The following is a 13,482-nucleotide window of genomic DNA, read 5'->3' on the forward strand; positions in this document are numbered from 1 at the left end:
CGCTTTTGACTGCCCTCAAAAAAACCAAACACACATGGGGATGACACCGATGGAGCTTTTCAATCGCGCACCAACAGTACTCGCCGGTCTTTGTGGCCTGCTGATCGCCCAACAGGGCTACGCCGCCGGCCTGGTGGAAGACAGCAAGCTCAACGTGCTGGCCCGCAACTTCTTCAGTAACGCCGACAACCGCAGCGGCGCGGCCGACCCCAACTACACCCAGGAATGGGGCCAGGGCTTTATCGCCAACTTCGAGTCGGGTTTCACCCAGGGCACGGTGGGCTTCGGCATCGACGCCATCGGCATGTTCGGTGTGCGCCTGGACTCCGGCAAGGGCCGTCACTACAACCCGCAAAGCACTGCGTTCAACGGCAACGTGTTCCCCACCGATCACGATGGCCGCGCGGTGGACCAGTTCGGCAGCCTGGGCCTGACCGCCAAGGCGCGCTTTGCCCGGACCGAGCTGAAATACGGGACCCTGGTGCCGATGCTGCCGGTGGTGATGTCCACCGACCGCATGCTGCAACAGACCTTCAACGGCGGACAGGTGCAGTCCAAGGACCTGGACCATTTCACCTTCACCCTCGGCCAGCTGGAACACGTGAAAGGCCGTGGTTCGAGCAACCAGATGGGCATGTCGATCCCGGGCGCCAACAACGCGGTCAGCGGTGAGTTCGTCAACAAGTTCTACTACGGCGGCGTCGACTACAAACCCACCAAAGACCTGACGTTGCAGTACTACTATGGCAACCTGCAGGACTTCTACAAGCAGAACTTCCTGGGCCTCAAGTACGACTGGCAGATCGGCCCGGGCACCCTGCGCACCGACCTGCGCCACTTCGATAACCGCTCCGACGGTGCCAACGGCAACGACCCGGCGTTCTACACCTTCGGCTACTACGGCGACGGCGTGACCAAGGGCAAGGTCGACAGCCGCCTGAGCAGCGCCCTGTTCACTTACCTGGTCGACGGCCATACGATTGCCGCCGGCCTGCAACAGGTCAGCGGCGACAGCGATGCGGTGTGGCTGAACCAGGGGGACGGTTCCACGGCCTACTTCATGACCGAGTCGATGATCGGCAAATTCCAGCGCGCCGGGGAAACCACCTGGCAGGTGCGTTACGGCTATGACTTCGCCACGGTCGGCGTGCCAGGCCTGAGCTTTATGGGCATGTACGAAAGTGGCTCGAACATCCGCACGCCAACGGGTGACAAGAGCGAGTGGGAACGCAACCTGACCGTGAGCTATGTGTTCCAGCAAGGCCCGCTGAAGAACCTGAGCATCGCCTTGCGCCATGCCTCATTGCGCACCGAAGTGACCACCCAGCGTGACAGCGATGAGCATCGGGTGATCATCAGTTACCCGTTGAGCATTTTGTAACGCCAGCCCCCTAGCGCTTGGGCGACAACCCGATCGCACACGCGACCACCGCCGGGTCGCCGGGGCAAAACCCACGCGTGCCTATTGAACCCTTACTGCCCCGGGGCGCCATGCGCTCCGTGTCTACTGCGCGCAGCGTCGGGCGCTCCAGTGACTGTGGCGTGTGCAAGGGATCGAGCATCTCCATGCAACGGCGCAGCGAGTTGAAGTCCGGCGATTGCGACAGCGACAAATGCAAGGTCTGGCTTACCGACACCGACACCCTTGAACTCTGCGCACATTGGCCGTCATACGCCAGTGTGTGGCGGATCAGCGGGTTGTCATGGCAGTACTTCAACAGGTTCACCTCCCGTGTATGCACCAGCGCCATGTTGATGATCAACAGGTCGAATGCCACGCCGGGGGAACGCGTCAACGCCAGCAGTTCGTCGAACGAACCAATCGGGGCGATACGGTGATAGCCCATCTGGTTGAGCATTTTCTCGATCTTGATCCGTTGCAGAAGGTCTGCATCGGCAATCAGAAGGCGTAACGCTTTATTGGACATAGGTAAACCTGACAGTTGGGCATCAGCGTCGATCATTCAACGCCGCTACGTTAACCGTCGGGCGGCAAACCTGACTTTAAGGCGATTCTGAAACGCTAAGCCGGTACACCGGCACACTTTTAAGAATCGCCTGAAAGCCCCCGCGCGCACCTCTCCCTACCATGGGCTGCGTCCCCACACGCTCCCATGGATTTCAATTGTGCTCATGTTTCTACTCAGAATGGCGATGCTGGCCTGTGCGCTGCTGGCTCTCGCACCGCCACCCGCCCGTGCTGCGTTGAAGATCGAAGGCACGCGCCTGATCTACTTCGGCCAGGACAAGGCCGCCAGTATCAGCGTGGTCAATCAGGCACCGCGTGACGTCGTGGTGCAAACCTGGGTCACCGGCGAGGACGATTCAGCCGCAGGCCCCGTGCCGTTTGCCACCCCCGAACCGCTGGTGCGACTGGGCGCCGGGGAACATCACCGGCTGCGCATCCTGTATGCCGGGGAAGGCTTGCCCGCCGATCGCGAGTCGTTGTTCTGGCTCAACGTCATGGAAATTCCGCTCAAGGCGCAAGACGCCAACAGCGTGCAGTTCGCAATACGCCAACGGCTCAAGCTGTTCTATCGGCCGCCCGCGCTCAAGGGTGGCTCGGCCGAGGCGGTGCGGCAATTATCATGGCGCAGCGACGACGGGCCGACTATCACCGTCAGTAACCCCAGCGCGTTTCACCTGTCGCTGGTCAATGTGCAGACCGACAGCCTGGCGCTCAGCGATTACCTGCTGCTCAAACCCCATGAGAGCAAAACCCTCACCGCACCGAGACGTCTGGCCAAAGGCACCCCCCTTCACTTCACCGAAATCACCGATATCGGCTTGCAGGCCCGCCATAGTGCGGCGCTCAAGTGATAGATCGCGGAGTATCTGCCCCCATGTCACTCACCAAACACTGCTTACCGATGCTGCTGTGGGCCTGTGCGGTCCTGCCGGCTACCAGCCACGCCCTGGCCTGCCGTGAGGACGGCACCAACTCGATCATCACCCAGGAGGCACTGGGTACTGCGCTGGCGGTGGCCGCCGATGCGCCCAACGGCACCATCATCTGGGAGTCGGGCCCGCGCTCGACCGATGTGATCTGCAAGGACGACTACGGCCATGGCCGCGAAGAAGTGTATTTCTACGTCAATCCGGCCGGCGTGAGTATCGGCACGGGTATTCGCGTGGGCATTCGCTACAACAACCAGCCGATTACCCAAAGCACCGGCAAGGTCGGTACCGGCTTCTATTCCGATCGAGGCTGCAACTTGGCCAATTGCGTCGGCTGGGACAAGGCGCGCTTTACCCTCAACTTCAGCGTGTTCATCGAGAAATACGACCCCACGCCACCCAGCGGGCAAGCCAGTACGTTGACCTCCTACCGGGTATTCCAGCTCGACGGCGTGCGCGGGCTCAACTCGCGGCCCAACAGCAATTTCAACTACGTGGTCACCGGCATGAACGATATCCGCTTCGTGCCCTGTACCCCCGAGTTGACCATCACCCCCAGCGTGGTCAACTTCCCAACACCGTCGCGCAAGGCTGCCATCGGTGAAGTGGCCAGCAGCGCCAACTTCAGCCTGAACCTGCGCAAGGGCTGCGACACGCCCTACACCATCAGCGCACGCTTCGCCAGCACGGCGGGGGGCGGCAGTGTGATCAATGGCTTGCTGGTGCCGGATAACAACAGCTCGGTGGGCATCGCGCTGTCCCGCGCCGAGAGCCAACAGCAATTGCCGTTCAATAACTGGTTCACGCTGCAAGAGTTGATGGGGCTGGGCCAGAGCCACGATGAATTCCGCGCCGACCTGAAATGGCGCACCTTGCCGATCCCGGGTGCCTTCGACGCCGCCGTGGTGGTGGATATGCACTACAAGTAGGCCCGTTTTAAGGATCGTCTTATACCCCCGGTGCACCGTGCTGTTTAAAGTGCGCCGATGCGATTGAAAAGTTATCTGCTCCAGATCAACCCCGTCCTCTCCCGACCCGAAGCAGCCAGAAGGCTGCTTCGTATTTTTGCGACCGTACTGCTGATCGGCATCCTGAGCGGGGTCTATACCTTTCTACTGTCGACGTTCAACAACGACATCTCCCAGCGCCGCGGCTACATGAGCAGCGCCATCGCCGAAGCCCACACTTTTTTCACCAACCGCGAGGCCCTGCTCGAAAGCCTCAGCCTGTCCGCAGTGCGCAAGCAGGCAAGGATCTATCCACCCTCGGAGGAGGAACAACACCTGCAACTGGGTGACACGCCAGGCAACCAGTGGAGCATCTGGCTGACCACGCGCATGCGCGATTACCTCAAGGCCAAGCAGGTCAACCTGCTCTACGTGAACACCGGCCCGACCCCACAGGTGACGCGGCTGTACGACTCCACTGCGCAGGTGCTGCCGATTTCCAAATGCATGCTCAACCGCCTCAAGGCCCTGCAAAACAGCGACCCGGGCACACTCAAGGAGCTGTGGCTCAGCGACAAGACCGAGCAGCACTCGCACCTCTACATCTTCATTCGCCTGGATGAGCGCGACCCTCGCTCCGGCTGGCTGGGCCTGGAAATGGAAAGCCGCGAAGTGTCCCAGACCCTCAGCGACCAGAGCGCCGGCGAATTCATGATGCTCAACTCCCAGGGCATGCTGGTCTTCACCAACAGTCACGACTCACAGCTGAGCCAGCAACGCCTCAAGCCCAGGGAAGACAATTTTTTCGGGTTTGTCGGCAGTGGTTTCCTGCCCGACCACCTGGTGATCCGCAAGCATCTGAAGTCCTCGGACTGGCAACTGATGTACTCCATCGACCTGCGCGCGGTGGTCACCGGCCTGTGGAAACAGTTGCTCGGCTCGCTGCTGTTCTGCCTGTTCAGCCTGACGTTGATCTGGCTGGTGATGCGCCGCGTCGACCAGCGCTTCATCATCCCTTCGATCCATCGCATCCAGGCCTTGATCGAAAGCGAGGCGTTCGGCCGCGACGTGATCCAGACCGCGCCCGTTGCCCTCTGCGTGCTGCGCCGCACCGACGGCCAGGTGGTGCTGGAAAACACCCTGGCCCAACAGTGGCTGGGCCACGGCCCGGAGCGTGAGGCGTTGCGCGCCGGCTGGATCGAGCAGGCCTTTGCCTGCGAGCCGAGCGAACACAGTGACTACTTCGAAACCATCGACGGCCGCCACCTGTACCTGAGCAGCGCCCCCACCCGCTATCGCGGCGAGGACGTGCTGTTTTGCGCGTTCAGCGATATCAGTGCACGCAAGCAAGTCGAGGCGGCGCTGGAAGAAGCACGCCAATCGGCGGATGCCGCCAACGCCGCCAAAACCCTGTTCCTGGCAACCATGAGCCATGAAATCCGCACACCGTTGTATGGCGTGCTCGGCACCCTGGAATTGCTGGCGCGCACGCAACTGGACGCCCAGCAGAAGGACTACCTGCATGCCATCGAAGGCTCCTCCTCGACGCTGCTGCAGTTGATCTGCGACGTGCTGGATGTGTCGAAGATCGAGGCCGGGCAACTGGCCCTGGAGTTGAGCGAATTCTCGCCCCTGGACCTGGTCCACGAAATCATCCAGGGCTACGCCGCAGCCGCCCAGGGCAAGGGCCTGCAACTGTACGCCTGCTTTGATCCCACGCTGCCGGAACGCTTGATCGGCGACGTGACGCGCATCCGTCAGATACTCAACAACCTGCTCAACAACGCGGTGAAGTTCACCGACTACGGGCGCGTGGTGCTGCGGGTCAAAGTACTGGGCCGCGACGGCGAGCGTTCCAGCCTGTTGTGGCAAGTCTCGGACACCGGCAAAGGCATCGCTCAGGAAGACCAGGCGATGATTTTCGAACCGTTCTACCAGAGTGAAGGCAACACCAATGTGGTCGCCGGCACCGGCTTGGGCCTGCCGATATGCCAACGCCTGACGGAGTTGATGAACGGCAATATCCGCATGGTCAGCGAACTCGGCCTGGGCAGCAGTTTCAGTCTGATCCTGCCGCTGGAAGAGGCCCCCACCCCGCCCATGCCCCCCCTATTGGCCGAGACTATCTACGTGGCCTCGCCGATTCCGGAGTTGGCCAACTCGGTCAGTGGCTGGCTGCGTCGCTGGGGCGCCAGGGCCCAGACCGGCCTGCCGACCCTGGCGGACAATCATCTACTGCTGCAAGTGCACCCCGGCAGCATCGACCCGTTGCTGGTGCCCGAGTGGCCGGGCCCGGTGATTCACGTCAGCAGCAACGCCTGCACGGCCCTGGAGGCCGACGCCGGTGCCTGGCACGTCAACCTCAACCACCTGGGCGCTATTCATCAGGCCGTCAGCCAGGCGCAAGGGCTGTGGGTGGCCCGCGCCGATGAGCACACGCGCCAGCGTGACCTGAATAAACTCAACCTGCACCTGCTGGTGGCCGAGGACAACATCATCAACCAGCTGATACTGCGTGACCAACTCGAAGAGCTCGGCTGTACCGTGGAGCTGGCGGCCGATGGCCGGGAAGCGTTGCAGCTGTACACCGCCGGCAACTTCGACGTGGTGTTGACGGACGTGAACATGCCCCATATCAACGGCTATGAATTGGCGCGCGAACTGCGCCGCCAGGGCTGCCCGTTGCCGATTATCGGGGCCACCGCCAACGCCATGCGCGGCGAGGCCGACCTGTGCCTGGCCGCCGGCATGAACCACTGCCTGGTCAAACCCTTTGCGTTGCGGGCTCTATTCAACTCCCTGGCGCCTTATGCACGGATCACCCATGAAGCCCCTTAGTATTTTGATTGTTGAGGATCATCCCCTGCAGCACATCTACCTGCAGCACCTGCTCAGTGAGTTGGGGGAGTTCATGCTCGAAACCGCCGCGGATGGCAAAGAAGCGCTGGAGCAGCTGCGCCAGCGGGATTTCGACCTGGTACTGACCGACCTGCTGATGCCCGGCATGGACGGCATGCAGTTTATCCAGTGCCTGGCCAGCCTGCGCTGCAAGCCGGCGCTGGCGATCATGAGCGCTGCGTCGCGACGCATGTTGATGGCGGCCAGCCTGGTGGCAAAAAACCTCGATGTGGAGGTGATCGGGCTGATCTCGAAACCGGTTGCCGCCGATGCGTTGCGCAGCCTGGTGGAACAACTCAGGAACAGGGTGTGCAAGCCCTCCCCCGCAATGCCCGAGCACGTGGACATCGACCGTCACAGCCTGATCCAGGCCATGAGCGCCGGCCAGTTCCAGGCCTGGTTCCAACCGAAAAAATCCCTAGCCAACGGCCGTATCGTCGCCGCCGAAGCGTTGGTGCGCTGGATGCACCCCGAGCAAGGCGTGATGCTGCCGGGTGCCTTCCTGCCGGCGATCAAGGCCTTCGAACTGGAGGAACGACTACTGTGGCTGGTGCTCAAGCAGGCGATCCACGCCCAGGAACACTGGCGCCAGCGTGGCTATGAAATCCCGGTGTCGATCAACCTGCCCACCCACCTGCTCAACAGCCACGACCTGGCGGACCGTTTGCTGGAGTTCGTGCTGCACCACGATGGCATCCCGGGGATGATCTGCTTCGAGTTGATGGAGTGCTCGGTACCGCAGGACATCAGTAACTTCTATGCCGGTGCCTGCCGCCTGCGCATCAAGGGGTTCGGGCTGTCCCAGGATGATTTCGGCAAGGGCTACAGCTCGTACCTGAACCTGGTGTCCACGCCGTTTACCGAACTCAAGATCGACCAGGCGCTGGTCCAGGGCAGCCATGACAACGAAGGCATTGCCCAGGCGTTGGCGAGCATCATCGCGCTGGGCCGCAAACTCGGCCTGACCGTGGTCGCCGAAGGGGTGGAGACGCCCCAGCAACTGGCGCTCCTGCGCAAGATCGACTGCAACCAGGTGCAAGGTTTTCTGATCTCCCACGCGGTGTCGCCGGATCAATTTCAACAACTACTGAACAATGATGGCCCTGCGACATCTCACTAGCAGCCGGCCCCGGATTATTTACCCCGTATTAAGGAGTAAGCTCCATCCAGTGCCGATTTATCCTGCGCCCGCGGAAACCCTTGATGAAGCACAACAACGCGATCCTCGAAGCTTTCACCCGCAGCTCATTGCGCCTGAACAAAGGCCTGATGGTGCTGATTGGCATCGCGTTGCTGCTGGTCCTGACCAACTACTGGTCACTGCAACGCGGGATCGAAACCCGCTACGGCGCCACGCGCTTTCACTTCGCGCGGCTGATGGAAAACCTGCAGGAGCAGGAGTCCTATCTCAAGAGCCTGACCCACCCGGGCATCCAGGCCGAACTGTTGCGTGCCACCCATGTGCAGGTCAGCCTGAAAAGCCGCATGGTCGACAACCACCGCACGCTGTACGAAGGCCAGAAGTATTCGTTTTCGGTGCCCTTCAGCGCCAAGTTCGATGAGCAACAGGTCAATGTCGCTGCCCGGCCGCAGATTTTCGCGCTGGGCGCCCACCTGACCAGCTACTACAGCGCCTTCTGGTCCTCGTCGCCCTACGAGGCACCACAAACCTTCCTGTTCAATCGTCAGGCGAACTACACCATTACCGTGCCGTCCGTGGGCTACCAACGTCGCGAAAGCACAGAGGACACGGGCAACCTGGTGGCGCTGGTCAACGCAGTGCAACAACGCCTGGAGCAGACGCCCCAGCCCCTGGAACAAAACCGTGTGTATTGGCAAGCCGGTCCCGCCGCCGAACATTTGCTGGCGTATATCGGCCTGCCACTTGGCGGTCAGGAGCAGGCGGTAGTCGGCACCTTGCTCGACCTGTCGCGGGTCGACGATGTACAGCGCGCCCTGGATCACTCGGCATTCGATCGCCTCACGTTGATGGGGCCCGACGGCCAGCGGCTGGCCGGGCCCGACGTCGACGCATCGCTCAGCGATGGCGTGCACTTCAACGCCGATGGCTTCGAATTCAAGATGACCCAGGCCGGTGACCGGCCCTGGAGCGCGGTCTACGGCCTGAACTACGCGCACTTCTTCCACTCTGCGCTGTGGCCGCTGAGCAGCCTGGCGTTGTTTCTCGGCGGCCTGATCACCCTCGGCTGGGGCGGCAGCCGCTGGTATCGGCGCCAGGTAATCAACCCGGCGCGCCTGGCCCACGAGCGCATTGCCGAAAGCGTGGCGTTCAGCCGCGTGATCATCGACACCGCACCCACCGGCCTATGCGTGGTGCGCCGCAGCGACGGCAAGGTGCTTATCGAAAACCAGCGCGCCCAGCAATGGCCGGGCACCGCATGCCTGGTAGCGGCCATGGCCGGTACACCTGAGGGCGCTGAGAGCGGCGAGACGCACCTGGAGATCGAAGGCCGGCACCTGCAGATCGGCTTCGTGTCGACCCGCTACCAGGCCGAAGACGTGCGCCTGTATGCGTTCAACGACATCACCCGTCATATCGATGACGCCCAGGCCCTGGAAGACGCCCGCCGCGCCGCCGATGCGGCCAACGAGGCCAAGACCCTGTTCCTGGCAACCATGAGCCATGAAATCCGCACACCGCTGTATGGCGTGCTCGGTACCCTTGAACTGCTCGGGCTGACAGATCTGGACCCGCACCAGAAAACCTACCTGCAGACCATCCAGCGCTCATCCGGCACGCTGTTCCAACTGATCAGCGATGTGCTCGATGTGTCGAAAATCGAATCCGGGCAAATGGCGATAGAAGCCGTGGATTTCTGCCCGCTGGACATGCTCGAAGACACCCTGCACACCTACGCCGCCTTCGCCCAGCGCAAGGGTTTGCAGCTCTACAGCTGCATAGACCCGCAACTGCCGGACTGCGTCATGGGCGATCCGATGCGGATTCGCCAGATTCTCAATAACCTGGTGAGCAACGCCATCAAGTTCACCGACATCGGCCGCGTGGTGATCCGCGCCCGGGTCACGGCACAGGACGCCAACCACGTTGAGCTGGAATGGCAAGTCACCGACTCCGGCGTGGGCATCCCCGAGGCGCAGCAGGCCAAGCTGTTCGATCTGTTTTACCAGGCACCGGACACCGCCAGCGAAGGCGGCGCCGGGCTGGGATTACCGATCTGCCGGTGGCTGGCGCAGATGATGGACGGCGAGATCAGAGTGGTCAGCGAGCCGGGCCTGGGCAGCAGCTTCACATTGAAAATGCGCCTGCCGCTGTGTGGCGGTGCCTTGACCAACCTGCCGCTGATCGAGCCCAGCCCGACGCCGGTGTATGTGCAGGCACCGGTGCGCGAGCTGGCACAGTCAATGAGTGACTGGCTCAACCGCCTGGGCATTGCGGCGGCGCTGGCGGCGCCCACCCAGGAACAGGACAATCGCCACGCGGTGCTGGTGGACCTGTTCGCCAGCGACCCCGCGCGGCCCTGGGTCGGCCAGCGCGTGCTGTGCCTGCCAGGTGCGCACAGCCCGCCGCTGCACACGGCCCAGGGTTGGAGGGTGGATATGTACGATGTACGTGCCATCGCCGCCACGGTCTCGCTGGCACAACACGGCAAGCATGAGCAACCGCCTGCGACGCGCCTGCAAAGTGCCGGGCAGTTGGGGTTGCATATCCTGGTGGCCGAGGACAACCCGGTCAACCAGGCGATTATCAAGGAACAGCTGGAAGCACTCGGTTGCTCGGTGTCCTTGGCCGCCAATGGCGAGCAGGCCCTGCACTTGTGGCAACCGCACGCCTTTGACCTGGTGCTGACCGACGTGAATATGCCGTTGATGAATGGCTATGACCTGGCCAGGGCCCTGCGCGAGCACGACCCGCAGTTGCCGATCGTCGGCGTGACCGCCAATGCGATGCGCGAGGAAGGCGTGCGCTGCCTGGCGGTGGGCATGAACGCCTGGATCGTCAAGCCCTTGAGCCTGCAAACCTTGCGTGGCCAGTTGATCAAGCTGTGCAAGGTCAAGCCGCCGGTTGCGCCAGCCACCGCGTCATTCAACGACAGCGTGCAGTTATCGGAGAAAATGCGCCCGCTGTTCATCAGCAGCGTGGAGCAGGACTTGCAAGGTATCGACGCCGCCCTGGCCCAGCGCGACGCCCACGGTCTTGGCCAACGCCTGCATTCGCTGGCCGGCGCCCTGGGTGCCGTCCAGGCGCTCGACCTGGCCCACGCCTGCATCGAACTGGAAAGCGCACTTAACCGTGGCAGCCTCGACACTGACCTTACGCTCAAGGTGAAAGCGGTCATGCAGCGACTGTCGGCCGTCCTGGAGACTCTCCAGCCCGGGCACTCTTCACTCACTTGAACCGGCACTACGGACGGCCCCTTATGAAAAAATTCAACGTGGTAATCGCCGACGATCACCCGATCGTGTTGCTGGGCGTTCGCGAGCTGGTGGAACGCGACACGCGCTTTCGAGTGGTCGGCGAGGCCGTGTGTTCGGCCGGGCTGATCGATTTGCTGCAGCGCCAGGGCGCCGACATCGTGATCACCGACTACAACATGCCGGGCGACTCGCCCTACGGCGATGGCCTGAAGTTGGTGGAATACCTGAAACGGCATTTCCCACAAGTGCAGGTCCTGATCCTCACGATGATTTCCAACCACCTGATTCTCACCCGCCTGCAAGAGCTGGGTGTGGTCGGCATCATCCAGAAAAGCCAGTTGCACACCGAGATTCAACTGGCACTCCAGGCCATTGCCCAGCAGAGCGCCTATCGCAGCCTGGAACCGCCCAAGACATCAGTGATCGAAACCCTCACCGACTTCGACGAGCGCTTTACCAGCTTGTCGCCCAAAGAGTTCGAGATCCTGCGCTTGTTTATCTCCGGCATGAGTGTCAGTGATATTGCACGCAGCCAGAATCGAAGTTCAAAAACCATCAGCGCACAAAAGATATCGGCCATGCGCAAACTTGAAGTCAACAGCGACCAAGACCTGCTCGCTTATTGCCTGGCGCGTAACATTTTCAACTAAAGAACCACTCGCAAGCCATTCGCCGACAATGGCTTCGCCCTTTATTTTCAGACTCCCCGCCTGTTCTTGACGCGTAACCAGTGCGCCTGAGTTTCGACTTATAAGAATCGTCTTATTCTGGTCAACGACCTCGCCTTTTACTCTTTCCTGGCAGTTCAGTAGTTACATTCTCCAACTAACACTAACGGACATCATCATGAAGAAGTTTTCCCTGGCTGTTATCGCCTCGGCCATTATCGCCGCATCCGGCAGTGCGTTCGCCGACGATACGGCAGCGCCTACTCCTACCCTGGGCGGCAGCGGCAAAATCACCTTCACCGGCGTGATCAACAACGACGCCTGCTCGGTGGACGGCGCCAACTCCGATCGCACCATCTCGGTCGACATGGGCAACGTCTCGATCAAGGACATGGGCACCGCGGAAAACCCAACCGCAGGTCGCGTTACCGCCAAAGACTTCAACCTGAACGTCAACTGCAACCAGGGCACCAAGGTGGCGATGATCTTTGACGCCAACAACGGCGGTTCGGGCCTGGTGACCGGCAAGAACGTACTGGCCCTGAACCCGGGTTCGGCCACCGCGCAAAACGTCGGTATCGCCCTCCTGGACAGCAAAGGCACGCTGATCGATCTGAGCTCGCCAGCCACCGCACGTATCGAAAGCACCATGCACGGTCAAGGCACTGAAGGCGGCGACGCTACCCTGAGCTTCGCGGCGGCCTACGTCACCACCGGTGCCGCCGGTGCGTCCACCGCCGGTCGCGGTGATGCAACCCTGCCGTTCATCCTGCAATACGAATAACCCCGGCGCCCCGTGCACCGAACGCGCGAGGCCATGCGGCCTCGCCATTCCCTTTTTGATGACACCGGATACCCCTCATGCCGCCTCGTTCTATCGCCATGAGCCTGGTGCTGCTGGGCATGCTTATGGCTACCCAGGCCGCCGCCAGCATTTCACTGAATGCCACCCGTATCGTGTTCGATGGCGCCCACAGGGAAGCCAATATCACCGTGCGCAACGGTAACCAGGACGTGTTGGTGCAATCCTGGGTCGACATGAACGATGCCAGCGGCAGCCGCGCACCGTTTGCCGTCACCCCACCATTGGCGCGGGTGTTCGCCAAGGAACAGCAACTGCTGCGCATCCTGTATGAGGGCGCCGGCATGCCCACGGACCGCGAGTCGGTGGTGTGGCTCAACGTGCAGGAGATCCCCAAGGCCAGCGAGGCCGAGAACACCCTGCAACTGGCGATCCGCCAACGCATCAAGATTTTCTACCGCCCTGCCGGCCTCGCAGGCAGTGCGTTGCAGGCCCCAGCGCAGCTCGAGTGGCGCCTGGCCAGACATGGCGCACAGACCCTGCTGCGGGTGAAAAACCCGACGCTCTACCACGTGTCCATGGCCGACATCAAAGTGCAGGCGCAACTGGCCAGCGACTCCACCATGATCGCGCCCGGCGAGGAGAAACAGTTCCCGCTCGGCGCCACGCCTGCCAGCGGGCCGGTGCAGTTGTCGTTTTCCAGCATCAATGACTACGGTGCACAGAACGCGTACACCGCGCCCCTGGCCGTCGGTGCTGCCGCCCCCGCGCACGCCACGGAATCACGCCGCAAACCCTAAGCCCCTTTTCTAATCCACAGGCTCACCTCGCGTGCGTGTTTGCGTGCCCGCCTGTTCGCCAACCCGGGATG

General features: G+C 61.9%; 10 protein-coding genes. 9 read left to right on the plus strand and 1 reads right to left on the minus strand.

The window, feature by feature from the left end:
- Positions 1–49 precede the first annotated feature (49 nt).
- Entirely contained in the window at positions 50–1,381 is a 1,332-nt protein-coding gene (locus BLQ09_RS00715; protein ID WP_092354730.1) for an OprD family porin, read from the plus strand.
- 10 nt (positions 1,382–1,391) lie between these two features.
- Here the strand turns inward: BLQ09_RS00715 and BLQ09_RS00720 are convergent, their stop codons facing one another.
- On the minus strand, positions 1,392–1,928 hold the full coding sequence (locus BLQ09_RS00720) for an ANTAR domain-containing protein (protein ID WP_092354733.1): 537 nt from the start codon (positions 1,926–1,928) through the stop codon (positions 1,392–1,394).
- Positions 1,929–2,133: 205 nt separating this feature from the next.
- On the opposite strand from BLQ09_RS00720, the gene BLQ09_RS00725 reads away from it, so the two are divergent.
- The 8 genes from BLQ09_RS00725 (at position 2,134) to BLQ09_RS00760 (ending at position 13,411) form a co-directional block, all read left to right on the plus strand.
- The gene (locus BLQ09_RS00725) at positions 2,134–2,820 is read left to right on the plus strand and encodes a fimbrial biogenesis chaperone (RefSeq protein WP_223841607.1); all 687 of its coding nucleotides are present in this window, start codon (positions 2,134–2,136) and stop codon (positions 2,818–2,820) included.
- 23 nt (positions 2,821–2,843) lie between these two features.
- The gene (locus BLQ09_RS00730) at positions 2,844–3,827 is read left to right on the plus strand and encodes a fimbrial protein (protein WP_092354736.1); all 984 of its coding nucleotides are present in this window, start codon (positions 2,844–2,846) and stop codon (positions 3,825–3,827) included.
- A 57-nt stretch (positions 3,828–3,884) separates the two neighbouring features.
- On the plus strand, positions 3,885–6,683 hold the full coding sequence (locus BLQ09_RS00735) for an ATP-binding protein (RefSeq protein WP_027607484.1): 2,799 nt from the start codon (positions 3,885–3,887) through the stop codon (positions 6,681–6,683).
- Positions 6,670–7,863, plus strand: coding sequence for a response regulator cyclic di-GMP phosphodiesterase PvrR (locus tag BLQ09_RS00740; protein ID WP_092354739.1), 1,194 nt, complete (start codon positions 6,670–6,672; stop codon positions 7,861–7,863). Before BLQ09_RS00735 ends, BLQ09_RS00740 begins: the two co-directional genes overlap by 14 nt.
- Positions 7,864–7,946: 83 nt before the next feature.
- On the plus strand, positions 7,947–11,120 hold the full coding sequence (locus tag BLQ09_RS00745; RefSeq protein WP_092354742.1) for a hybrid sensor histidine kinase/response regulator: 3,174 nt from the start codon (positions 7,947–7,949) through the stop codon (positions 11,118–11,120).
- A 23-nt stretch (positions 11,121–11,143) separates the two neighbouring features.
- Positions 11,144–11,791 (plus strand): response regulator, encoded by a 648-nt coding sequence (locus tag BLQ09_RS00750; protein WP_027607481.1) that lies wholly within the window; start codon positions 11,144–11,146, stop codon positions 11,789–11,791.
- Positions 11,792–11,987: 196 nt separating this feature from the next.
- The gene (locus BLQ09_RS00755) at positions 11,988–12,593 is read left to right on the plus strand and encodes a fimbrial protein (RefSeq protein WP_065940259.1); all 606 of its coding nucleotides are present in this window, start codon (positions 11,988–11,990) and stop codon (positions 12,591–12,593) included.
- Between the two features lie 77 nt (positions 12,594–12,670).
- Entirely contained in the window at positions 12,671–13,411 is a 741-nt protein-coding gene (locus tag BLQ09_RS00760) for a fimbrial biogenesis chaperone (protein WP_092354746.1), read from the plus strand.
- The last annotated feature ends 71 nt before the right edge of the window (positions 13,412–13,482 follow it).

The sequence above is a fragment of the Pseudomonas sp. NFACC25 genome, assembly GCF_900100935.1.
Lineage (GTDB): Bacteria > Pseudomonadota > Gammaproteobacteria > Pseudomonadales > Pseudomonadaceae > Aquipseudomonas > Aquipseudomonas marginalis.